This window comes from Amycolatopsis sp. NPDC051045, assembly GCF_040682955.1.
In the GTDB taxonomy this organism is placed as follows: Bacteria; Actinomycetota; Actinomycetes; order Mycobacteriales; family Pseudonocardiaceae; genus Amycolatopsis.
Window position 1 is genome coordinate 400,306 of the sequence record NZ_JBFBCC010000003.1, and the last position, 23,060, is coordinate 423,365.

Annotated in this window: 20 protein-coding genes; 13 read left to right on the forward strand and 7 right to left on the reverse strand. The window is 72.4% G+C overall.

The genetic code is table 11. The features are described from left to right. The first annotated feature begins 22 nt into the window (after positions 1 to 22). From AB0M80_RS09695 to AB0M80_RS09710, 4 genes are all read left to right on the forward strand, one after another. Positions 23 to 1,495 (forward strand): cytochrome ubiquinol oxidase subunit I, encoded by a 1,473-nt coding sequence (locus AB0M80_RS09695; protein WP_364561381.1) that lies wholly within the window; start codon positions 23 to 25, stop codon positions 1,493 to 1,495. A gap of 126 nt (positions 1,496 to 1,621) precedes the next feature. Then, positions 1,622 to 2,629 (forward strand): cytochrome d ubiquinol oxidase subunit II, encoded by a 1,008-nt coding sequence (gene cydB, locus AB0M80_RS09700; protein WP_364561384.1) that lies wholly within the window; start codon positions 1,622 to 1,624, stop codon positions 2,627 to 2,629. A 107-nt stretch (positions 2,630 to 2,736) separates the two neighbouring features. Then, entirely contained in the window at positions 2,737 to 5,907 is a 3,171-nt protein-coding gene (cydD, locus tag AB0M80_RS09705) for a thiol reductant ABC exporter subunit CydD (RefSeq protein WP_364562035.1), read from the forward strand. 59 nt (positions 5,908 to 5,966) lie between these two features. Then, complete coding sequence (locus tag AB0M80_RS09710) at positions 5,967 to 7,352, forward strand: GAF domain-containing protein (protein ID WP_364561386.1); 1,386 nt, start codon at positions 5,967 to 5,969, stop codon at positions 7,350 to 7,352. Positions 7,353 to 7,550: 198 nt separating this feature from the next. Here the strand turns inward: AB0M80_RS09710 and AB0M80_RS09715 are convergent, their stop codons facing one another. Then, entirely contained in the window at positions 7,551 to 8,177 is a 627-nt protein-coding gene (locus AB0M80_RS09715; protein ID WP_364561388.1) for a response regulator transcription factor, read from the reverse strand. A gap of 284 nt (positions 8,178 to 8,461) precedes the next feature. Here AB0M80_RS09715 and AB0M80_RS09720 point away from each other — a divergent pair, with 284 nt between their 5' ends. Both AB0M80_RS09720 and AB0M80_RS09725 read left to right on the forward strand, forming a co-directional pair. Beyond that, positions 8,462 to 8,935: an excalibur calcium-binding domain-containing protein gene (locus tag AB0M80_RS09720; protein ID WP_364561391.1), complete on the forward strand. Its 474-nt coding sequence runs from the start codon at positions 8,462 to 8,464 to the stop codon at positions 8,933 to 8,935. Continuing rightward, a complete protein-coding gene (locus tag AB0M80_RS09725; protein WP_364561393.1) occupies positions 8,932 to 9,582 on the forward strand; it encodes a class F sortase in 651 nt (216 codons plus the stop codon). Before AB0M80_RS09720 ends, AB0M80_RS09725 begins: the two co-directional genes overlap by 4 nt. Here the strand turns inward: AB0M80_RS09725 and AB0M80_RS09730 are convergent. Further along, positions 9,552 to 11,840, reverse strand: a complete 2,289-nt coding sequence (locus AB0M80_RS09730) for a helicase-associated domain-containing protein (protein ID WP_364561396.1) — start codon at positions 11,838 to 11,840, stop codon at positions 9,552 to 9,554. The genes AB0M80_RS09725 and AB0M80_RS09730 overlap by 31 nt on opposite strands. Before the next feature lie 14 nt (positions 11,841 to 11,854). Beyond that, a complete protein-coding gene (locus tag AB0M80_RS09735; RefSeq protein WP_364561398.1) occupies positions 11,855 to 12,655 on the reverse strand; it encodes an excalibur calcium-binding domain-containing protein in 801 nt (266 codons plus the stop codon). 191 nt (positions 12,656 to 12,846) lie between these two features. Between AB0M80_RS09735 and AB0M80_RS09740 the strand changes: the two genes are divergently transcribed. Both AB0M80_RS09740 and AB0M80_RS09745 read left to right on the forward strand, forming a co-directional pair. Beyond that, the gene (locus AB0M80_RS09740; protein WP_364561400.1) at positions 12,847 to 14,232 is read left to right on the forward strand and encodes a 3'-5' exonuclease; all 1,386 of its coding nucleotides are present in this window, start codon (positions 12,847 to 12,849) and stop codon (positions 14,230 to 14,232) included. A 57-nt stretch (positions 14,233 to 14,289) separates the two neighbouring features. Next, positions 14,290 to 14,628, forward strand: a complete 339-nt coding sequence (locus AB0M80_RS09745) for a DUF3024 domain-containing protein (RefSeq protein ID WP_364561403.1) — start codon at positions 14,290 to 14,292, stop codon at positions 14,626 to 14,628. Here the strand turns inward: AB0M80_RS09745 and AB0M80_RS09750 are convergent. Then, positions 14,625 to 14,942 (reverse strand): nucleotide pyrophosphohydrolase, encoded by a 318-nt coding sequence (locus tag AB0M80_RS09750; protein WP_364561406.1) that lies wholly within the window; start codon positions 14,940 to 14,942, stop codon positions 14,625 to 14,627. The two genes, AB0M80_RS09745 and AB0M80_RS09750, sit on opposite strands and share 4 nt — an antisense overlap. Before the next feature lie 190 nt (positions 14,943 to 15,132). Here AB0M80_RS09750 and AB0M80_RS09755 point away from each other — a divergent pair, with 190 nt between their 5' ends. The 3 genes from AB0M80_RS09755 (at position 15,133) to AB0M80_RS09765 (ending at position 19,214) form a co-directional block, all read left to right on the forward strand. After that, the gene (locus AB0M80_RS09755) at positions 15,133 to 16,053 is read left to right on the forward strand and encodes a nitrate- and nitrite sensing domain-containing protein (protein ID WP_364561409.1); all 921 of its coding nucleotides are present in this window, start codon (positions 15,133 to 15,135) and stop codon (positions 16,051 to 16,053) included. Positions 16,054 to 16,141: 88 nt separating this feature from the next. Next, positions 16,142 to 17,479, forward strand: coding sequence for a hypothetical protein (locus AB0M80_RS09760; RefSeq protein WP_364561411.1), 1,338 nt, complete (start codon positions 16,142 to 16,144; stop codon positions 17,477 to 17,479). A gap of 229 nt (positions 17,480 to 17,708) precedes the next feature. Continuing rightward, positions 17,709 to 19,214, forward strand: coding sequence for a hypothetical protein (locus AB0M80_RS09765; RefSeq protein WP_364561414.1), 1,506 nt, complete (start codon positions 17,709 to 17,711; stop codon positions 19,212 to 19,214). Positions 19,215 to 19,217: 3 nt separating this feature from the next. Here AB0M80_RS09765 and AB0M80_RS09770 read toward each other — a convergent pair whose 3' ends face one another. The 3 genes from AB0M80_RS09770 to AB0M80_RS09780 all read right to left on the reverse strand — a co-directional run bounded on the left by AB0M80_RS09770 (position 19,218) and on the right by AB0M80_RS09780 (position 21,330). Next, positions 19,218 to 19,364, reverse strand: coding sequence for a hypothetical protein (locus AB0M80_RS09770; protein ID WP_176169279.1), 147 nt, complete (start codon positions 19,362 to 19,364; stop codon positions 19,218 to 19,220). Positions 19,365 to 19,599: 235 nt separating this feature from the next. Beyond that, complete coding sequence (gene coaA, locus AB0M80_RS09775) at positions 19,600 to 20,532, reverse strand: type I pantothenate kinase (RefSeq protein ID WP_364561417.1); 933 nt, start codon at positions 20,530 to 20,532, stop codon at positions 19,600 to 19,602. Positions 20,533 to 20,709: 177 nt separating this feature from the next. Beyond that, positions 20,710 to 21,330, reverse strand: coding sequence for a macro domain-containing protein (locus AB0M80_RS09780; protein ID WP_364561420.1), 621 nt, complete (start codon positions 21,328 to 21,330; stop codon positions 20,710 to 20,712). A 98-nt stretch (positions 21,331 to 21,428) separates the two neighbouring features. Between AB0M80_RS09780 and pheA the strand changes: the two genes are divergently transcribed. Together pheA and AB0M80_RS09790 are read left to right on the forward strand one after the other, a co-directional pair. Beyond that, positions 21,429 to 22,337, forward strand: a complete 909-nt coding sequence (gene pheA, locus AB0M80_RS09785) for a prephenate dehydratase (RefSeq protein WP_364561423.1) — start codon at positions 21,429 to 21,431, stop codon at positions 22,335 to 22,337. Next, on the forward strand, positions 22,334 to 22,951 hold the full coding sequence (locus AB0M80_RS09790) for a histidine phosphatase family protein (protein ID WP_364561426.1): 618 nt from the start codon (positions 22,334 to 22,336) through the stop codon (positions 22,949 to 22,951). Before pheA ends, AB0M80_RS09790 begins: the two co-directional genes overlap by 4 nt. The last annotated feature ends 109 nt before the right edge of the window (positions 22,952 to 23,060 follow it).

The window sequence follows — 23,060 nt, forward strand, 5'->3', positions numbered from 1 at the left end:
GGGCCGGAGCACGCTGGACCACGTGGAGGTCCTCGATCTAGCAAGGTGGCAGTTCGGCATCACCACCGTCTACCACTTCCTGATGGTCCCGCTGACCATCGGGCTGTCGATCCTGGTCGCGGCGATGCAGACCCGCTGGGTCCGCACCGGTGAGCTGCGGCACCTGAAGATGACGAAGTTCTGGGGCAAGCTGCTGCTGGTCAACTTCGCCATGGGCGTGGTGACCGGGATCGTGCAGGAGTTCCAGTTCGGGATGAACTGGAGCGCGTACTCGCGCTTCGTCGGCGACGTCTTCGGCGCGCCGCTCGCGATGGAAGGGCTGGTCGCCTTCTTCGTCGAGTCGACGTTCCTCGGCCTGTGGATCTTCGGCTGGGACCGGCTGCCGAAGAAGGTGCACCTGGCGTGCGCGTGGGCGTTTTCGCTGGCCACGATGGCCTCGGCGTACTTCATCCTGGCCGCGAACTCGTGGATGCAGCACCCGGTGGGCGTGACGTTCGAGAACGGCAAGCCGACGATGAACTCGATCTGGGCCGTGCTGACGAACAACACGGCGCTGGCCGCGATCCCGCACACCCTCGCCGGCGCGTTCTCGGTGGCGGCGGCGTTCCTGGTGGGCGTCGCGGGCTGGCACCTGTGGCGGCGTGGCGACCACGAGGACGTCTGGCGGTCTTCGCTGCGCCTCGGCGGCTGGGTCGGCGTGGCCGCGTTCGCGGTCCTCGCGTTCACCGGCGACGCGCAGGGCAAGCTGATGTTCGAGCAGCAGCCGATGAAGATGGCGTCGGCGGAAGCGTTGTGCCACACGGAAAAGCCCGCGAGCTTCTCGATCATCGCGATCGGCGACGTGTCGGGCGCGAACTGCGAAGACGTGAAGACGTTCAACGTGCCCGCGTTGCTCTCTTTCCTGGCGCACAACGACTTCACGACCGAGGTCAAGGGTGTGGAGAACCTGGTCGCGGAGTACCAGGCCAAGTACGGCACGAACTACCCGGACGACCCGGCGCTGGGTTCACTGGCGGGCAAGCCGATCGACTACGTGCCGAACCTCCCGGTGACGTACTGGGGCTTCCGCATGATGATCGGCTTCGGCGCCGTCTCGGCGGGCATCGGCGTCCTGGCCCTGTGGCTGACCCGGCGCGGCCGCACCCCGGGCAATCGCTGGTTCCCCTGGCTGGTCCTCGGCGGCATCGCGACGCCGTTCCTGGGCAACAGCGCCGGCTGGATCTTCACCGAAATGGGCCGTCAGCCGTTCGTGGTGGTCCCGAACCCTTCGGGCGTCGACGGGGTGTGGATGTTCACGGCCCAGGCGGTTTCGCGGCTGACGACGGGCGAGGTGTGGACGTCCCTGATCGCGCTGACGAGCGTGTACGCCGCCCTCGGCGTGGTGGAGCTGTTTCTGATGCGCAAGTACATCCGCGGCGGCGTCGACGCGGTGATGCCCCCGCCGAAGCAGGACTCCGACAAGACGGACGGCGACACGCTCGCCTTCGCGTACTGAGGTGGTGGACTCGATGAACACGCACAGTGCTGAAGCCTCCACTCTCGCGAGTTACCCACAGCCCACCTGTGGACAACTCGGCTGGTTGTGGACAACTCACGGCTACCGCGCCCGAGGAGTGACCCGATGACCCTCGCCATCGTCTGGTTCGTCGTCATCGCCTTCTTCTGGCTGGGCTACCTCTTCCTCGAAGGCTTCGACTTCGGCGTCGGCATGCTCCTGCCGGTGCTCGGGCGCGACAACACCGAGCGCCGCGTCATGGTCAACACCATCGGGCCCGTCTGGGACGGCAACGAAGTCTGGCTCATCGTCGCCGGCGGGGCCATGTTCGCCGCCTTCCCCGCCTGGTACGCCGGGCTGTTCTCGGCCGCCTACCTGCCGCTCCTGCTCGTGCTGCTCGCCCTCATCGGCCGCGGCGTCGCCTTCGAGTACCGCGGCAAGGTCGACTCCGAGCGCTGGCGGCGCAACTGGGACCGCGTCATCATGATCGGCTCGTGGCTCCCGCCGCTGGGCGTCGGCCTCATCCTCGCGACCACCGTCCTCGGCCTGCCCCTCGACGCCGACGGCAACCGCGTCGGCTCCGCGTTCGCCGCCGTCCGCTGGGACACCCTGCTCGGCGCGGTCGCGATCACCGCCTTCTCCATCACCCACGGCGCCGCGTTCCTCGCTCTCAAAACCAGCGGTGACCTGCGGCGCCGGGCCAACAACCTGGCCGTGAAGGTGCTGCCGGTCGCGATGGTGCCGATGGTCGCGTTCCTCTCGGTCGTCCAGTGGCGTGCCGGCACGCTGTGGACGCTGCTCGCGTTCGGGATCGGCGCCGCCGCCGCGGTCGTCGCCTGGCTGCGGCTGCGCGCCGGCCGCGACGGGCAGGCGTTCGCCGCGCTCGGCGTGGTCATCGCCGGGGCCGCCGTCACGATGTTCGGCGCGCTCTTCCCGAACGTCCTGCCGTCGACCCTCGACGCCGCCAACACCCTCACCATCGAAGGCTCGGCGTCGAGCCCGTACACGCTGACCGTGATGACCTGGGTCGCCGTCTTCGGGGCCCCTGCGGTCCTGATCTACCAGGGCTGGACGTACTGGGTGTTCCGCAAGCGCATCGGCACCCAGCACATCCCGGCGGTCCACGCACCATGACGCAGCATTTTTTCGGGGGTCCCGGGTGGCGGAGCCCCCGGCCCGGGGCGGAGCCCCGGTTGTTGCAGCTTCCCGGGCGCGCTCCCCATCCCGCCTCGGAGTCCACAGTGGACTCGGCGCGGCCGGGAAAGGGCCCGCTCGGCGCGCTGCCGGCCCTCGTGCCGGCCGTGCGCCGAGCGCTGGCCCTGGTGGGCTTCCTGTCGCTGGTCAACGCCGCCGCGCTGGTGGCACAGGCGTTCCTGCTCGCCGACGTCCTCGCGGCGATCGTCGGAGCAGGTTCCGGGGGACGCACCGCCCAGCTGGCCGCGCTGCTCGCGCTCGTCGCGACGCGCGCGTTCACCGGCTGGGCGGTGCGCACGGTCTCCGCTCGCGCCGCCGCGACGGCGCAGCGCGAACTGCGCGCCAGGGCCGTCGACCACGCGCTGCGCCTGGGGCCCGAGTGGATCGCCCGCCGCGGCCACGGCGAGCTCACCGCGCTCACCACGCGCGGCCTCGACGCGCTCGACGCCTACTTCCGCGAGTACCTCCCGGCGCTGGTGACGGCGGCCGTCGTGCCACTCGGCGCCGGCGCGGCGATCCTGTTCGCCGACTGGCCGTCGGGCGTGATCGTCGCGCTGACCGTGCCGCTGCTGCCGATGTTCGCCATCCTCGTCGGGAAGTACACCGCCGACCGCGTCGCCGGCGCGACCGACGCGACGCACCGGATGTCCGAACGGCTCCTGGAACTCGTGCGCGTGCTGCCGGTGCTGACCGCGTTCCGCCGCGCCACCGCGCAGGCCGAGACCGTCCGCCGGCTGTCCGAACGCCACCGCCGCGCGACGCTCAAGACGTTGAAGGTCGCCTTCTCCTCGGCGTTCGTGCTCGAACTGATCGCGACGCTGTCGGTGGCGCTCGTCGCCGTCGTGATCGGCGTCCGGCTCGCCGGCGGCCACCTGCCGCTGGCCATCGGGCTCGGCGTGCTGATCCTCGCGCCGGAGTGCTACCAGCCGCTGCGCGCGGTCGGCGCCGCATTCCACGCCAGCGAGGACGGCGTCGAGGCGGTCCGGCGCGTCGCCGAGCTGCTGGCTCTGCCCGTGCGTCCCGAGGGGACGGCGATCCCGTCGCGGGGCGAGCTGCGGGTGTCTTCGCTCCGGGTGGCGCGGCGCGGCGGGTTCGCGCCGGACGGCGAGTCGTTCGCGGTCCGGCCCGGCGAGACGGTCTGGCTGCGCGCCCCGAGCGGCGGCGGCAAGTCGACGACGCTCTCGGCGCTGCTCGGCTTCGTCCCGGCGCACGACGGCGCCATCACCGTCGGTCCGGTGGACCTCGCCGACGCCGACCTCGAGCGCTGGCGCGAACAGGTCGCGTGGGTGCCGCAGTCGCCGGTGTTCGCCGGCGGCACGGTCCGCGAGGAGGTGGGCTCCGACGCGGTGCTCGCCGAACTCGGGCTGGCCGGGCTCGGTGACCGGCCGGTCTCCCGGTTGTCATTGGGCCAACGTCAGCGCGTCGCCATCGCTCGGGCGCTGGAGCGAGTGCGCAACGGCGCCTGGTTGCTGTTGCTCGACGAACCGACGGCCCACCTCGACGAGGTCAGCGCGCGCCTGGTGCTCGACGCGGTGCAGCGCGCCGTCGACAACGGCGCCGCGGCGATCATCGCGGCCCACGAACGCACGGCGGCGGTCGACCTGCCGTCCGAGGACGCGGCCGCTCCGGAAGCGTCCACAGTGGACGACACCGGCACGCCGCTTGGGTGGCGCGCGCTCCTCGACGGACGGCTCTTCGGCGGCGCGGCGCTGGGCGCGGTCGCGCTGCTGGCCGGGGTGGCGCTGACGGCGACGTCGGGCTGGCTCATCGCAAAGGCGTCTCAGCAGCCACCGATCCTGACCTTGACGGTCGCGGTGGTCGGCGTCCGCGCGTTCGGGCTCGGCCGGGCGGGGCTCCGGTACGTCGAGCGGCTGGTCACGCACGACGCCGCGTTCCGCATCGCCGGCCGCCTGCGGGTGCGGCTGTGGAACTCGCTGGTCCGGCTCGGGCCCGCGCGGAGCCTGCGCGCGGGCGAGGGACAACGCCGGCTGGTCACCGACGTCGACACCGTGCGCGACTTGCTGCCTCGGGTGGTGTCGCCGCCGCTGGTGGTGGCCCTGGTCGCGGCCGGGGCGATCGCCGTCCAGACGGCGGTGCTGCCCACGGCCGGGTGGACGCTGGCGGCGGCGGTGGCGCTCGGGCTGTGCGCGCCGTGGGTGGCCTTGCGTGCCGAACGCCGGGCGACGTCGGCGCTGGCGGCCGGCCGTCGAGAAGTGGCCACCCGAGTGCTCGTGATCTTCGAAGCGGCGGCCGAACTGCTCGCTTTCGGGAGGGCTGCGGACCATCGCCGCGCCCTCGCGGACGCCGACACCCGCTTGGTCACGCAGGCACGCCGGCAGGCTTTCGGCGCCGGCGCGGCCGAGGCGCTGGTCACGCTGGTGTGCGGAGCGGCCGCGGTCGTCAGCACGGCGCTCGCGGCTCAGGCCGTCGCAGGTGGGCAGCTCGACCCGGTCCTGGCGCCGCTACTGGCGCTGGTGCCGCTCGCGCTGGCGGAGGTCTTGGCGCAGCTCCCGCCGGTGGCGCAGCACTGGGACACGTTGCAGCGCGCTCGTCACCGTCTTGCCGACACGCCGGAAGAGCCGTCGTCGCCGGTTTCGCGGACGGGCGTCGCGCTGCGGGGAGCGGACCTCGGCTGGCCGGGCGGCCCGGTGGTGCTGCACGACGTCGACGTCGACCTCGCGCCGGGCACCTACGCCGCGGTGGTCGGCCCGAGCGGGGCGGGGAAGTCGACGCTCGTCGCCGCGCTGCTGGGCTTCCTCGCGCCTCGGAGTGGGGTGGTCGCCGTCCCGCAGGGGGTGGCGTGGGCCCCGCAGGAGCCGATGCTCGCCGCGACGACGGTCGCCGAGAACCTCAGATTGGCCGACTCGGCGGCGACCGAGGAGGAGTTGAGCGAGGCGTTGCGCCAGGCCGCGCTCGCCGACGTCCCGCCGGAGACGGTGCTCGGCAGCGGCGGCAGCGGACTGTCCGGCGGGCAGGCGCAGCGGGTGGCGCTGGCGCGGGCGCTGCTCGGAGCGCCGTCGGCGGGACTCGTGTTGCTGGACGAACCCACCGCGCACCTCGACGAACCGACGGCCCAGGCGGTGCGCGCGCACCTGCGGGAGGCGCTGGCGGGCCGGACGGTGGTGCACGTGACGCACCGGGCGGACGAAGCGGACGGAGCGGACGTGGTGCTCGAGGTCCGCGACGGCCGGGTCGTCACCCGGGTGCCGGTCACGTGATCGATTCCCGCTGTGTCCTTGCCGCGCCGCCACCGCGCCGCGCGATAATGACGGAACTCATGGATCCGACGCTTGCCGCGCGGGCATTGTCCGCCGCCACCGAAATCACGAGCACCGCCCTGTCCGGCGACGACCCGGGAGCGGTGCTGGACACGGTCGTCGCCAGGGCGGCCGAACTCGCCGACGCCGACCTGGGGCTGGCGATGGTCAGCACCGAGGACGGACGCGTGGTGGTCGAGGCCGCGCACTACGCAACGGCCCACCCATCGGCGGACGCCCACGGCAAGCCCGGCGAGGGACAGGCGGGTTCCGGTGGCCCGGAGTCGGAGGCTCACGGTGGTGAGCCGCCGGTGGCGCTCGGTGGCACCGAAGCGGTCGCTGGGCCGGTGGGCGATGCGCGCCTGGGTGCCGGTCCGACGGCCGACCAGCCGGCCACGCCGGCGGGCGGTGCGAGCATCGGTAACTCCGTCCCACCAACCAGCCGCCCGGAGCGGGGTGCCGGTGCCGGAGACTCGCTGCGCGGCCTGACGCTCCCCGCCGACTCCGCGGCTGGGCGGGTTGCTCGGGGCGGTGAGCCCGTTTCCAGCGAGGACTTCACCGTCGATCCGCGTACCGCGCCCTACGTGCCCGCCGAGCTTCACGGCTACGGGCCCTTCGCCGCCGCGCCGTTCGGGTCTGGGGGGCGGGTGCTCGGGTCGCTGACCGTCTACCGGAAGCGGGGGCGTGAGCCGTTCTCCGCCGGGACCGTCGAGATGCTGGTCGCCTTTGCCGCGCAGGCCGGGGTGGTTCTCGCGCTCGCCGAGGGGGCCAATGCGCGTCACCGGGTCGCGCTGTACGAAGAGCGGGAACGCATCGCTCGCGAGCTCCACGACGTCATCGTCCAGCGGCTCTACGGCGCCGGCATGCAGCTGGACCGGGTCCGGCGCAACATGCGCAAGCGGTTCGCCCAGGCCGACGGGGCCCGGCTGTCCGACGCGATCGACCAGCTCGACCAGACCATCGAGGAAATCCGCGGCACTGTGCGCGCGCTGCGGTCACCGGAGCCTCGCCACGACACCGGCACGCCCACCGACCTCGCCGAGTCGGCGCGCGGCGAGGTCCGCATCGCCGGCGAGCTGCTCGGCTATCCGCCGACCCTGGAGCTGTCCGGCGAATTCGCCGACATCCCCGCGGAACGCGCCGACCACATCCGGGCCGCCCTGCGCGAAGCACTGTCCAATGTGGTCAGGCACTCCGGCGCCAGCGAAACCCGCGTGACGCTGACCAGGGACTCCGGCGGCGTGAAACTCCGCGTCCGGGACAACGGTTCCGGCGTTCCCCAGGGCGTCGCCACCCGTGGTCTACGTCATCTCGCCGAACGCGCGGACGCCGCGGGCGGGAAGTTCTTCCTGAACTCCTCACCCAGTCTCGGCACGCTCGTCGCGTTCGACCTGCCACTCGACTGACCCGTACTCCTGCGCGACTCACCCTTCTCGGGTCATCCGGCCTCCCTTCCTCGCCCTCGTCATGATCTTACCGACCCGTCGAACATATATTCGACTCACGTTCGAGTGAATCTTGCGCGGAGAAAGCGCTGATCGACATGGCGGACCGTGACGAGAACAGGAAAAGGACGCAGCGAACGGCGGATTGCGAACGGCCGGTTACTTCTCGCGCCGCGCGATCCAGGCGGCTGCCTGGGTCCGGCGCTGCATGCCGAGCTTCGCCAGCACCGACGTGACGTAGTTCTTCACCGTCTTCTCGGCGAGGAACAGCCGTTCGGCGATCTCGCGGTTCGACAACCCCTGGCCGATCAGTTCGAGCACGTCGCGCTCGCGTTCGGTCAGCGTCGCCAGCTCGTCCGTCGGCGGGTGCCGCATCTTGTCCAGCACCCGCGCGGTGCTCACGGGGTCCAGCAGCGAGTGCCCGGCCGCCACCTCGCGGACCGCGTTCACCACGTCCTGCCCCCGCACCTGCTTCAGCAGGTAGCCCGCGGCACCGGCCATGATCGCGCCGACCATCGCCTCTTCGTCGTCGAACGCGGTGAGCATCAGGCAGGCCGGCGGGTTCGGCTTCGACCGCAGTTCGCGGCAGAGCGTGATGCCGTCGCCGTCGCCGAGGCGGACGTCGACCACCGCGACCTCCGGCTCGACGTGCATCGCGACCGCCAGGGCCTCTTCGACGCTGCTCGCCTCGGCGACGACCTCGATGTCGGGTTCGTCGCCGAGGAGGTCGCGGAGCCCGCGGCGGACCAGTTCGTGGTCGTCGACGAGCAGTACCTGGATCGGCATACCCCGAGGTTACGGGGTGCGCGGACGCCGCGGTGGTGACCGGTCGGCACCGTCACACGTGAATTACCTCAAACGTGTGACCGCGAACCCCGTAACATTCCGGCCGGTACGCATTTCCCTTGGGCGGATCCGCAGGTCGCGGCGCAAATGGCGGAGAATCACGGGCCGCGCCGCTCTTGGTGGACTGCTGGCATTTACGGAATTCCGGAATGGTCCGTAACAGCCCCGCCGACGCGGCGATAGTAACCACACAATCGCCCCGAATCCCTTGGGAAGGAATTCCGTTGTCCTTGTTTCGCCGCGCCCTGACGACGGCCGCCGCCGTCGCCGGGCTCGCTCTCCTCGGCCCCGTTCCGTTCGCCTCCGCGCAGCTCGCGACGCCCCTCGTCGGCGACAAAAACTGCCCGGATTTCCAGTACCAGGAAGACGCCCAGGCGGTTCTCGACGCGACACCGGGCGATCCCAACGACCTGGACCGCGACAAGAACGGCATCGCCTGCGAATCGCTCCCGCACCGGCCGAAGCAGAGCACCACCGCCACGTCGACGGCGAAAAAGCCCACGCACTCCGCATCGAAGACGGCCACCAAAAAGCCCGCCACCGGTAGCCAGGTGAAGGTCAAGCCGGTCGGCGGCGTCGCCACCGGCGGCGGTGCTCCCGAGGACGAGGTCCCCGGCTTCCTGGTGCTCAGCGGCACGCTGCTCGCCGCGACGGTGTCCGGCGGCATGGTGCTCTACCTGCGCCGGCGCCCGAGTTGAGGCACCCGCGCCTGTGGCCGGCGGTCGCGGCGGTCGCCGCCGCGCTCGGCGTGGTCCTGGCCGTGGCCTTCGTCCTCGTCCTGTCGCCGAAGGCGCCGCAGGAGATCGCCCCGCCGAGCCCGGCCGCCACGAACCCGCCGGGCACCGCGAGCATCGCGCACACCACGGCAGAGGCCGCCGACGGCCTCCCCGCGGCGAAACCGGCGTCCCTGACCATCCCGGCGATCGGCGTCCGGGCCGACGGGATCACGGACCTCGGGCTGACACCGGACGGCGCGCTGGAGGTCCCGGGTGACGCCACGACGGTCGGTTGGTTCACCGGCGCGCCGTCTCCCGGGGAGCCCGGCCCGGCGGTGCTGGCCGCACACGTCGACTACAAGCACGTGCCCGGCGCCTTCTCCCGCCTGAAGGAGCTGCGTCCCGGCGAGCAGGCCGAGGTCGGCCGCGCGGACGGCCGGACCGCCGTCTTCACCGTCTACCGCGTCGACCGCTACGCGAAGGCCGCGTTCCCGACCGACCAGGTGTACGGCGACACGGCGGTGCCCGAACTCCGGCTCATCACCTGCGGCGGGGCGTTCGACCGGGCGAGCGGCAACTACCTCGACAACGTCGTGGCCTACGCGAGGCTCACCGCCGTCGAAGCCTGAGCCAGGTCGATCCGCGCCAGTTCGAGCCGGCGGTACGCGCGTTCCCCGAGCGACCAGACGTCCAGGACGTCGCCGTCGAGCTCGGGGTAGGCGATCACCAGGTGCTCGGTGGTGTCCCCACGGTAGACGACGTCCGCCGGGAGCCCGGCTTCGAGCTGCCAGCAGAGCTGCTGCTGCTTCGGCGTGAGCCGGCCTGCGTAGCGGTCGCTCATCGCCCGCGCGAGCTGGCCGCGCAGCAGGGCCGGGCCGCTCACCGGGGCGGCCAGCAGCCGTTCGGCGTGGCCGGCGGGATCGGGCGGCAGTTCGCCGGGCTCGGGGTCGCGGACGGCCACCGTCGGCTCGGCCTGGTCACGGGCGGGCAGCACGATGCTCCCGTCCGCGGCGTGGCGAGTCGGCGCGTAACCGGCTTCGCGCAACGCCTCCAGCGTGCCCGAAGCGTCCACAGTAGACGTCAACACGGTCGGCGCCACCGCACGCAGGCCGAGTTTGGCGAGCTTGCGGTGCGCGGCGAGTTCGGCCAGCACCGCGGGTTCCCCGACGACGACGCTCGCGACGTCGATCACCTGCGCCTCACCGTGCCGCCGCGCGACGTCGTGCACCAGGTACACCAGCGGCTGCGGCAGCTCGCCGGCGGCGATCGCGCCCAGGTCGTCGAGCAGTTCGGCGGTCGTCGCGCCCTGGTCGAACGCCCGCCGCACGGACGCCGGGGAGAACCGCCAGCTGGTCGCGGTGCCCTGGGCTTCGCGGTCGGCGACGCGGTCCAGCAGCGCGGCGAGCCGGGTGTCGGGCGAGCCGGGCACGATCGCGGTCAGGTCGGTGCCGAACAACGCGGTCGTCCGCGCGCGGGAGACGAGTTCGTCGGTGACTTCGACGAGCGTGTGCGGTGCGAGCAGAGCGCGCCCGGCCGCGGTCACCGCGCCGTGCGCGACGACGCCGAGCAGCTCGCCCTCGGCAAGCGCGTTCCGGACGTGCGCGGCCAGGTCGTCGGCCGGCAGCATCGGCGCGTGCCACTCGGCGAGCCGGATCAGGGCGCCGACGTCCGTGATCGCGTCGCCGGGACCCAGCCGCGCCAGCAGCCGCACGACCAGCCGCCGCGTCAGCGCTTCGACGTCGACCTCGAATTCCGGCGGCGCCGGATCCCACCAGGTCGTCAGCAGCAGGCGGTACAGCAGCGCCGGCGTGGGCCGGGCGAGGTCCGGGTCCGGCTTGAGCGTGGGCGGGGGTGCTTTCTGGCCGCGGCGCGGCGGCGGTGGCTCGTCGGCCAGCAGCAACCCGGCCTGCGCTGCGAGGTCGATGGCCAGCTCGATTTCCGCCGCCGTGGCCCCGGTCTCCTTGGCCACCTTCTTGATCAGCCGGGCCCCGATCGTGCCGTCCTTGAGCAGCGGCAACGGCTCCGCGGCGGCCAGGTCGAGGACCGCCGACACGCGGTCGAGCAGCCGCAGCGCGGCGGACGACGATGCGGCTTCGGCCGCCTCGGCCCCGGTGTGGGTGACGGCGTACTCGGGTTCCGCAGGTGTGAACGGCAGCTGGTGGTCCGGCCCCCGGAGCGCGAGCGACACCTCGATCGGCATGGCCACGGTGCCGTAGTAGGTCCCGAACAGGAAGCCGTGGTCGAACGCCCAGCCCGCCGGGGCCAGGCCCTCGGCCTCGGGAACGCCGTCGGCCATGTCCAGCAACAGCTTGCGGGTCCCTTCGGGCGCGGTGGCGAAGAGCTCCCGGACGCGGTCCCCGTCGCGGAAGAAGCGCACGAGCCCGAGCAGGAGTTCCGGCTTTCGGGCGGTGCCGGGCAGGCCGAGCACTTGCGACAGCTTCGCCAGCCGGGTCGTGCCGAGCTCCCCGAGCAGGTTCGCGACGGGTTGGCCGAGACCTTCGGCGTGGAAGCTGTTGCGGTGCAGCAGTTCCGGCAGCATGATGCCGTCGGCTTCGCGCCACAGCAGGGCGTGCTCGGCCAATTCGTCCACTGAGGACTCGACGGTGCCGGTGCCCGTGCCGAGCAGCCGGGCGACTTCGCCGACGGGCGCCGGCCGCTGCCCCAGCGCGTAACACAGCTGGACGGCCCGCACGACCTGGACCAGCGGCATCGGCAACCCGAGCAGCGCGGCATCGACGGACTCGGCCGACGCGAGCCGTGCCGCGACGACGTCGAGCCGTCGCGGCCACGGTTCCTCGAGCACGTCCGGCCGGTGGGCCAGCACTTTCGCCAGCGCGTCCCGGTCGAGGCCCGCGAGCCTGCCGAGCAGTTCGTCGGCGGTGGTCATCGGCCCAGATTAGATCACCGTTCGCAGGCCACTCCGTCGCCGTCGCGGTCGAGCGCGGACCGGTAACCCGGCTCGCCGCGGTACAGCGGCGCCGCGCCGGCGGCCTTCGCGGCCGAGCAATTCGCGTAGTAGGCGCTGTGGTCCGGTTCCGGCGCCGGTGCTTCCGCGGTGGTCTCCACCGGCGGCGGCTTGGGAGCGGCCTTGGTGGCCGGAGCCGCCGGGGCAGGCGTCGGCGGCGGTGCCGGTGCCGGTGCGGGCGCGTCGATGGTCCCGTTGCACGGCGGTCCCCACAGCCCGCTGACGGCTTGCCGGGCGGCGGTTTCGGTGGCGGCGAGCGCGGGCAATGCGGCGGTGGCCGCGTACTTGAGATAGCCCTTCTGAATGGCCAGAGTCGCGTAATCCTGGCCGTCGGGCAGCGTGAGGGCGATGCCTTGCGCCGTTTCCGCGCCGAGCGTGACGGCTTTGCCGGAAAGCGTCGTGGCGGCCCAGCCGAGTGATTCCGCCGAGTAGCAACCGGTGGTGGCGACGGGTGCGGTGACGCCGAGGACGTGCACCGTCTTGCTGGTGCCGTCACTGCCGTTGATGACGACGTTCGCGCCGTCCGTCACGCTGCCGACGGTGTAGGCGACAGCCGCGGGCGTGGGCGTCGGGGACGAAGACGTGCTGGTGGACGGGGGTGTCGAAGACGACGGAGCGGCGGCGGTCGTGAGCTTGGGGTCGGGGGTCTTCCCGAAGATCGCGCCCAGCACGAACAGGACCGCGAAGGCGGCCAAGACGATCTTCAGCCAGTTCGGAAAACGCTTCTTCGGCTGCATGCGGGATTTCCTCGTTCCTCGAGCGATGTGCCGACGGTGTACTCGGGAAATCTCCCGCCGTTGTTACGGGATAGCTCGTGATCGACCATCAGTCGTTATCCGGCGGAATCTTGCCGTCACGATCACGTCACGAACCACGGTTCTTCGCCGAAAAGCTGTCACAACGGCCGAACGGGAAACGACCTGCGGACGTGATCGAATCCCTCCCGTTGCTCGGCGCCGGCGGCCATCCCGCCCAGGGCGTCGACTTCACCGCCGTGGAAATCCGGACCACCGGGTTGCGCCCCGGGCGCGTCGTCGAACTCGCCGCGGTGCGGGTCCACGCCGACGGCTCGATCGCCGGTGAGCTGTCGACACTGGTCGACCCGGGACCCGGCGTGCCGCCCGGATCGGCCCTCGTGCACGGCATCACGCGTGGCGAACTCGACGGCGCGCCGTCGTTCGGTGCCGTTCTGGGCTCGCTGCTGAACTTCTGCCGCGGCAGTGTCGTCGTGGCGCACGACCTGCCGTTCGTCGCGGCTTTCCTGGGCCACGAGGCCGCACGGCTCGGCACCGGGGTGCCGGTGCTGCCGGGCGTGGGCACCCTGGAAGCCGCGCAGACCGCCGTCCGGCTGCCCAACTACCGGCTCGCCACCGTGGCGCACGCCCTCGGCGTGCCGGCGCGGCCCGGGCCGTCGGCCTTGTCCGGTGCGCGCACGATCGCGCAGCTGGTCGTCGCCCTGTTCGAGCGGCACGGCTTCACCTTCGCGGCACCTCCGGTCCTTCCGGCGCTGCCGCGGTTCGCGACCGGTCCGCTGCGCCCGCGTGAGGTGGCGGAGCCGGCCGAGCCGGGGTGGATGGCCGAGGCCGTCGAGCGCGTGGTGACCGGCCGGGGTGGCGACGCCTACCTGGACCTGCTCGCCGGCGTCGTCGCCGACCAGCACCTTTCGCCGGACGAGGTGGCGGCTTTGGCCGTACTGGCCACCGAGGTGGGGTGGCCGGAGGACCGGGTGCGCTCGACGCACGAGCGGTTCGTGGCGGCCGTGCGGGAGATCGCGGAACGGGACGGCGTGGTGACCGCGGCGGAAGCGCGCGAGCTCCGGCAGGTGGCGACCGCACTCGGCGTCGCCGACGCCGGTGACCTGCGGCCGACCGCGGGCGGGAAGCCGACGCGGGTGCTGGTGGTGGGCACCACCGCGGCGGCGGACCGGCTGCGGGCCCGGGTTCTCGCCGAGGGCGTCCAGCTGGCCAAGAAGCTGACCGCGAGCGTCACCCACCTCGCGGTGGACGCGACCGTGCCCGCGAACGACCCCCGGCCGGCGCGCGCCGCTGAGCTGGGCGCCGTTGTGCTCGACGTCCGCGCCGCGCCCATGGCTCTCGGTTTCGAGCCGCCGCCCGCGCCGCCGGCCCCGGCGCCCGCCGGGACGTCGAAGCTCGTCGGTGGCCGGATCCTGATGGGCGTGGGGCTGCTGCTGATGTTCGTCGTCGTTCTCGCGATGTTCGGTGGGACGCCGTTGGTGGCCGGGATCTTCTTCGCCTTGTTCGGGATCGGGGCCCTGCTCGGCGGGTGGTGGCTCGCCGAGCCCGCGCCACGCTGACGCCGGTGCGGTGCCCCCGTGCGGGTGGGGTGAGCGGGACCCGGTTCACTGGGGGCCATGGCGGCTATTCCGGAGCTCGCGCTGCGGCAGATCGAACGGTGGTGCGCCCAGCGCGTCCCCGAGCACCTTCAGGACCAGGTCCGCGTCGAGTGCCGGACCCGGGGCCGCGCGGTGACCATCGTCGAACGCCGCGCGCCCTGGTCGCCGCAGGCCGGGCCCGACTGGACCGAGCAGAAGATCGCGCAGCTGCGGCTCGACGAGTTCGGGATCTGGTCGGTGTGGTGGGCCGACCGGAACGGGCGGTGGCTGAGCTACCCGGACGCGCCGGTCGCCAGCACGCCGCCCGCCTTGCTCGCCGAGATCGACCGCAACCCGAACGGCGTGTTCTGGGGCTAGGCCGGCGGCGGAAAGCGCACCTCGTTGCGGTCGATCTTCGCGTGCGCCGTCTCCGCCAGGTCGACGCCGAGGCGGTCGGCCAGCTGCAGGAGGTACAGCGTGACGTCCGCGATCTCGTCCAGCACCTTCTCTTTCAGCGAAGGATCCTCGCGCCACGCGTCGGATTCCTCCGGGGTGAGCCACTGGAACAGCGAGGTCAGCTCGCCGACCTCGCCGGAAAGCGCCATCACGAGGTTCTTCGGGGTGTGGTACGGCTCCCAGGCTCGGGCCGCCGCGAAGCCGCGCAGGCGCTGGGTCACGTCGTCGAAGGTCACGGGCGCGATTGTCCCGCCGTCACCACCGCTTTCGGGGGTCCGGGTGGCGGAGCCCCCGGCCGGGGCAGCCCCGCTTGTCACGGTGCGCTAACGGCCGTATGGCGGACTGGCGTTGACCGGTGAATCTCTCACTCAATAGGTTGGACTTCGTCGGGATGCTTGCGGGGCCCAAGGCTGGGAAAGGAACGTCTTGAAGTACCTGCGATCCGTCCGCGGCCGCATGCTGGGCATCGCGTTCATCCCCGGCGGCGCGCTCGTCGTCGTGGCCGTGGTGATCGCGGTTCTCCTGGTCCACCAAGCGGTTCGGACCCGCGACGTCGCGGTGGAGACGGCGGCCGTGGCGGACCGGACGGCCCGCGCGGTGGTCGCGTTGCAGGCCCAGCGGAGTGCCGCGATGGCCGCACCCGACCAGCGGAGCGCCGTGTATGCGAGTTACACCCAGCGGATCGAGGCCGCCATCGCCGGGCTGCGCGATTACGCCCGCCACGCTCCGGACGCCGAGTCCGCCTACCAGCAGACGACCGCCGTCGAGCTGCTTTCCGTCGCCGAAGGCATGGACCGCTCCGATTCCCTCGCTCTGGCCGGGCTCGACAACGTGACGCGGGGGTCGTTCACCTCCGCCGTCGCCTCCTACCGAGCCGACCTGGCCCGGGTCGTCCCCCAGCTCACCGAGAGTGGCCGGATGGCGTACGAGTCGCTCACCCGCAGCGCCGAATGGAGCAGGCTGGCCGCGGTGGAGAACGCGTTCACCGCCGCCGAACCGCTGCCCGTGTCCGAGTCGACGTGGCGCAGTGCCGTCTACGCGGTCTCCGCGCAGCTCGGCCTGCTGTACACCCAGCAGAGCCAGTACGCCGTGCAGCTGACGCTCGACGACGGCCGCCGCACCCTCGCCGGCGCCCTCGCGGCGGGCACGGCGCTCTTGCTGTTCGCCGGGCTCCTGATGGTCGTGGTGCGGCGGCTGGTGGCGCGGGTTCCGGTGCCGGTCGTCCCGATCATGGTGCCGACCGTCCGCCCGGCCATCCCGTGGCCCCGCCACGTACGGTCACCACGGTCGACGCTCCCGGAACCGTGGCCACTGAAAGCCGTGCTCGACGACCTGCGACGTCCATGAGCCGCTTACCCGGCGTCACGAATTACTCCGAAAAGAGCACGCGGTTGGCCCACGTGCGTGTCTGCGGCCGTCGGGCAGACTGGTGCGCGTGAGTCGCCCCTCGGATCTTCGCCCCTACCTGCGCACTTTGGACGCGGAGACGCTGGCGGACCTGCTGCACGCCCAGGCTGAGCGCGACCCGGAACTGCGGCATTCGCTCGAACTGCGCGCCGCCACCCAGTCCGGTGACGTCAGCGAGGCGCACCGGCTGCTGGACACCGCGGTGACCGACGGGAACGTCGAGTACACCGCGAAGGTCGGCGCGGTCCTCGACACGCTGCAGCGGATGCTCGACGCCGGCAGCCGCGCCGACCTGGGGCCGCTCGCTCGGCGCACGGTCGACGACATCAGCGAGGTGCTGGAGCAGACCGGTGACCACACCGGCGACCTCGCCGAGCGGCTGGACCGGGCCGTCGAGCTGTACGCCCGCGCGTGCACCGCCCGGCCGCCGGACCCGGAGAAGCTGGCCGACTGGATCCTCGAGGTCGAGTTCGACGGCCCCGGCCGTCCGGTGATCGACCTCGCCGAGTTCGCGACGGCGCTGGGCGAGCCCGGCCTGCGCCGGATCAAGTCCACTGTGGACGACGTGCTCGCGGCGAGCGGGCCGGGCCACCGCCGCGACGTGGCCGAACGGCTGCGGGAGCAGCTGGCCGAGGTGCTCGGCGACGTCGACGAACTGGTGGCGATCCTGTCGGCCAAGCCGCCGCGCGTGGACGTCAGCCTCAAGATCGTCCGGGTGCTGCGGGCCGCGGGGCGGCACAGCGAGGCCATCGCGCACGCCGCCCGCGCGCTCACCCACGACAAGAACGGCCACGCGCCGCCGCTCGAGCCGCGGGAGGACGACGAGACGGCTCGCCGCCGCCAGGAGTTCGACGCCAAGCCGGGCCGCGAGACGTACGCCGCGCTGCGCGAGGCCGCGACGGCCGGCGGGAAGTGGACGGCACAGCGCCGGACTGCCCTGACCCGGCTGCGCGAACTGGCCGCCGAGGGCGTCGAGCCGGCCGACGAGCTCGTCCGCGTCCTGCTCGACGACGGCCGTCCGGACGAAGCCTGGCGGGCCTGCGTGCGGTTCGGCGCGTCCGGAGAGCTCAAGCTCGAGCTGGCGGACCAACGGGCGGCCGACCACCCGGCCGAGACGATCCCGGTCTTCCGCGAGCAGGTCGAGGAGCTCATCGAGCGCAAGGATCCGGCGGCCTACCAGGAGGTCGCGCGTCGGCTGAAGCTGTTGCGCACCCTGCACAAGCGCGCCGGAACGCCGGACGAATTCACCGCTTACCTCGCCGCGCTGGTGGAAACCCACCGGCGGAAAACCCGGCTGATCACGGAAATCCGCACCGCCCGCATCGCCTTGCCCAAACCCGTAACCTCCCCGCGCACCCCTCGTTGACCCGGGTGAACCGGTGTTACACGTGCACCGGGACACCGTGAGCGCGCCAAGGCGTCGCGGTGGCCCAGTTCCGTCGTTTCCCGCTCGGCGCCTCCCCGCCGGGCCAGCGGCGGGACCCGCGCCAGGGCCACCGCGACCGGCTCCGCTGTCAAACCGGGGCTTCGCCCCGGGCCGGGGGCTCTGCCACCCGGGCCCCCGCAAGAAACGGGTGAAGTGAAACCATGAAGCCATGAGCCCGGTCAGTCGCGCCCGCAAGAAGGCACCGCAGCCCGTCACCCACAGCGTGACGGGCTTGTTCAAGGACGTCCTGAACGACTTCTCGGCGCTGGGCGCCGACCCCGCGCCGGTCGACGTCGAGCTGCTCGCCTCCGAGGTGCTCGGCCAGTTCCACGACCTGCCCGTCGAGGACGGCGAAGAGCCGCTCGGCCTGGAGCTCATCGCCTTCGCGCAGCGCAAGATCACGCCGGGCGCGGCCGCGCTGCTGGCCGCGCTGAAGGTCGTCGCCGAGACCGATGTCGAGCGCAAGGCCGCCGACGCCGGCCTGCAGGTCGTCCTCGGCCGCGGCATCCCGCAGCCCTCCTGGGCCACCGGGCTGGGCCGGGCCACCGCCGGCGAGTGCTGGCGGACCGGCGACGTCTACGGCGACGAGTCGTCCCTGCTCTGCGTTTTCTCCCACGGCGACCAGGCGTACGGCCTGCTCGCGCTGCTCGACTTCACCGAGGGCGGCCGGGTGCGGGACCTCGTCGTGATCGACGGGCCGGCAGATGTCATAGCCGAGATGCGGGAGCAGTCCGACGCCGACCCGGAGCTGGTCGTGTTCGAGGCGGTCGACCCCGCCGAGGCGCACCGCCTGATCGCCGACGGCCTCGCCGCCACCGACCACCTCGACGAGGCCGACGTCAGCGAGGACTACGCGCGCTTCCACGCGGTCGCGCTCCTCTGGTGCCGCGCGCTGCCGGAGCCCGCGCTCGTGCCCGAGGTGGCCGAGTGGTCCGACGCCGAGCGCGCCGCCGTCGTCGAGCAGTTCGTCGCGGCGAGCGGTGAGGACGCCGGCGCCGCGCGCGCCATCGGTGGCCTGCTGCTCGAGCACGGCGTGCGCACCGACCCGGGCAACCCGCTGCGCGTCGGGCCCGAGAAGATCGCGCGGTTCCTCGAGGGCGTGCTGGGCGAGGAGTACGAACTCGACGCCGACCACGAGGACGCCGTGGAGCCGGTGGTGCTGGCCTGGGTGCAGTGGACGGGCGAGCGGGCCGGGCTGACCGAGACCGCGATCGCCGCCCTCGACGAGGCCGTCACCGACTACCTGAGCGAGTACGCCGACGACGACTCCCCGCTGGAGCGCTACTTCAGCGAGCTCGGGGACCTGTCGCCGAGCGAACTGGCCGACGCGCTGGAACGGCGGATGTTCGCCGTGCCGTCGCCCACCACGGAGATCGACGAGGAAGAGGTCGACCTCGACCCGACCGACCCCGAGCAGCGCCGGGCGCTCGTCATCGCCGAAGCCGACGAGGACGAGGACGAGCAGCGGCTGATCCTGCGCGCGACGATCGTCGACCAGCTGTGGGACAACGAGCCCGCCGACGTCTGGCAGGCCGTCGAGCGCCTGCAGGAGGGCGAGCTGGACCGCGGCGAAATCTTCGAGCAGCTGATCGACACGCTGGAAAACACCCTGCTGGACGGGGAAAACCTCGAATACGACGCCGACGCCTACGTCGAGGCGCTGGCCGAGCTCTGACGGCTAGGGGAGGGGGCCCGCGGGTTCGGCGGGCTTCCCCTTGCGCCGGCGCTCCTGCAGCCGGTCGTCGAAGTCGACGACGAAAGTTCCGGCGGCCATCGCGATCAGCAACGCCAGACCGAGCACCGCACCGACCCACGTGAGGATCATCGAGAACATCGTGGGCCTCCTCCCAGCTCAGAGCCGTTTTCCTGACTCCTTCAGGGTGTCTTTCCCACCCGTGCCCCGGTATCGGCCAACCGGTTACGCCTGAACGCGGCGCCTCGGCCGATCGGCCGGAATCCGGCGCGGAGAGTCGCCGGACCGCGACGAATCGTGGCTGCGCACTCGCTCAGCGTGCGAATGCGCGGCATGTGGGTGACGGGCCGCGTGACCGGTCGGCGAATCAGAGCTTGCGCAGGCGAACCCGGTTGATGGCGTGGTCGCAGTCCTTGCGCAGCACCAGCGTCGCCCGCGGCCGGGTCGGCTTGATGTTCTCCATCAGGTTCGGCTCGTTGATCGAGTGCCACAGGTGCCGGGCCTCGGCGCGGGCCTCGTCGTCGGGCAGGCCGGCGAAGTGGTGGAAGTGCGACGCCGGGTCCGCGAACGCCGTGTGGCGCAGCTCGAGGAACCGCTCGACGTACCAGCGCTGGATGTCGTCGGTGTGCGCGTCGACGTAGATGGAGAAGTCGAAGAGGTCGGACACCATCAGCCGCGGCCCCGGCTGCAGCACGTTCAGGCCCTCGACGATGAGGATGTCCGGCTGCTGCACCACCTGCTCCTGGCCGGGCAGGATGTCGTAGGCCAGGTGCGAGTACACCGGCGCGGCGACGCGCTCGGCACCCGACTTGACCTCCGTGACGAACCGCAGGAGGGCGCGGCGGTCGTAGCTCTCCGGGAAGCCCTTGCGGTGCATGATCCCGCGCCGCACCAGCTCGGCGCGCGGGTACAGGAAGCCGTCGGTGGTGACCAGGTCGACGCGGGGGTGGTCCGGCCAGCGCGCGAGCAGGGTGCGCAGGATGCGGGCGGTGGTCGACTTGCCGACCGCCACGCTCCCGGCGATGCCGATCACGTACGGGACCTTCGTGCCGCGGGAGTCGTCACCGAGGAACGTCGTCGTCGCTTCGTAGAGCCGCTGGCGCGCGGCGACCTGCAGGTTGATCAGGCGGGACAGCGGCAGGTAGACGTCGGCCACCTCGGCCAGGTCGACCTGCTCGCCGAGGCCGCGCAGCCGCAGCAGCTCGGCCGCGGTCAGCGGCAACGGCGTGGAACTCCGCAGTTCTTTCCATTGTTCCCGGTGCAGCTCGACATACGGGCTGAGTTCGCGGACCCGGGTCATCGCACACTCCTCCGGCCGTCGCCTGCACCGACTGTCCCGCGGGGGTCCGGGTGGCGGAGCCCCCGGCCCGGGGCGAAGCCCCGGATGTCACTGCGGACGTTTTACCTGCTCGATCAACGGTAGGGCTTGTGGCCGGTGAAAGCGCTGTGATGTAGTCCACCCCCTATCCGGGGTTGATCACCCAGCGTCACGCTTTCCGAAGACCTCGTCCCAGGCCGCCGCAACCTGCCGGGCGCAGGTCGCGGGTGCGAGACCGCCGACGCCGGTGCCGAGCCCCGGCATCGCGATCGTGTCGACGAAGTCCCGCACCGGGCCGTGGTCGAGGTGGCCGTCGCGCCACGTCAGGAACACCGCGCGGGCGGCGAGGTACGGGTGGACGGTGTCGGCGGGCAGCCGTTCGCCGGGTTCGCGCATCGTCGGCGCGCTGATCAGCCAGGCCGGCTGGGCTTCGCCGGTCGGCACCACGACGGCGTCGCCGATCGGCAGCTCCCCGCCGTGGAAGGCCAGGACAGCGCTGCGGACGCTCTGTTCCACGCCCGGGAACGCCCGCGCGTAGACGGCGTCGATACCGCCGCGCATCCAGCCGTAGGAGTTGGCCGGGCTGACCACGGCCTGGGCGACGACGTCGAGCACCGACCCGCGGTGCACCCGGACCCGGCCGGCCAGCTTTCGGGCAGCGGCGGTCCAGGCCTCGGCGAGTGGTTCATCGACGGCGCACAGCACCAGTTCCGGGGCGCGAGGGGAGATCGGCGGCTGGACGCCCTCACGGCCGGCGTGCGTGCCCGATTCGGCGGTCACGCCCCCAGCATCGCAAAAAATGCCACCCGGCGTAACCGGTTCCCGTACCGGCTGTCCGAGTGAATGTCGCCACGACGTGGCCCCGTAGCCTGGGTGCTGTGCCACGGATCGCATACTTCGGCCCCCGAGGGACCTTCACCGAACAGGCCGCGCGGGTGCTCGCCGCGGGCGAAGAACTGATTCCGGTCGAGACCGTCCGGCTGGCGATGACGGCCGTCCGCGAGGGCGAGGTGGACGCGGCGTGCGTCCCCATCGAGAACTCCGTCGAAGGCGTGGTGCCCGCCACGCTCGACGCGCTGAGCGAGTCGACCCCGCTGGTCGCCGTCGCCGAGGCCATCCTCCCGATCCACTTCAGCGTGCTGACCCGGCCCGGGGGCGGTGAGATCCGGACCGTCGCCAGCCACCCGCACGCGCTGGCCCAGGTCCGCGAGTGGCTCGAGGCGAACCTGCCGGGCGCGCACCCGGTGGCGTCGTCGTCGACGTCCGCCGCCGCGGTCGGCGTGCTGGAGGGCGACTTCGACGCGGCGGTCTGCGCGCCGGTCGCGGTCGAGCACTACGCCCTCGAGGTGCTGGCCACCGAGGTCGCCGACGTCACCGACGCGGCGACGCGGTTCCTGCTGGTCCGCCCGCCGGGTGAGCTGCCGGAGCCGACCGGCGCCGACCGGACGTCCGTGGTCGCCGCGGCCGCGAACCGCACCGGCACGCTCGCCGAGCTGCTCACCGAGCTGGCCACCCGCGGCATCAACCTGACCCGGCTCGACGCCCGCCCGACGCGCAGCAACTTCGGCGAGTACCGCTTCTTCATCGACTTCGAGGGTCACGTGGCCGAACCGCGGATCCTCGACGCGCTGACGGCGTTGCGCCGCCACTGCCGCCAGCTGCGGTTCCTCGGCTCGCACCCGCGCGCCGACGGGACCCGCACCACGATCGAGCCCGGCTTCGGCAACGACGACTTCGTCGAAGCGGCCGTGTGGGCCGACGCGGTCCGCAAGGGGGACCTGGCGTGAGGCTGCTGCTCATCCGCCACGGTCAGACCGAAGGGAACGTCCGCGGCGCGCTGGACACCGCCCTGCCCGGCCCGCCGCTGACCGAGCTCGGCCGGCGGCAGGCGAGCGACCTGGCGGCGCGGCTGGCGGGGGAACCGCTGGTCGCGGTGTACGCGTCGCAGGCCACGCGCGCCCAGCAGACGGCGGCACCGCTGGCCGCGCAGTTCTCCCTGGACGTGCAGGTCGTCGACGGGGTGCACGAGGTCGTCGCCGGTGACCTGGAGGGAGCGACCGACCACGCGTCGATCCGGACCTACATGGACACGGTCCGGCGCTGGACGCTCGGCGAGCTGGCCCCGGCGCTGCCCGGCGGCGAGAGCGGCACGAGCGTGCGCACCCGGATGCTGGACGCCGTCGGCCGGCTGCGGGCCAAGCACGAGCAGGCCGACCCGGACGGCGTGATCGCCCTGGTCAGCCACGGCGGCGCGATCCGACTGGGCGCCGAGTGGCTGGCCCCGAACGTCCACCCGGACGTGGCCAACGCGGCGCTGATCCCGAACACGGGTCTCGTGGAGCTGGTGGCCCAGCCGGACGGCCAGTGGCGCTGCCTGACCTGGGTCGATACGCCGCTCTGATCGTCACGAACGTGTGATCCCGTCACGTTTAGAACACGCTTGGTGGGGAATTTACGAAACCAGCCAACCCGCCCGCGACCCGGTACGTCTACCCAGTAGCACCACACCA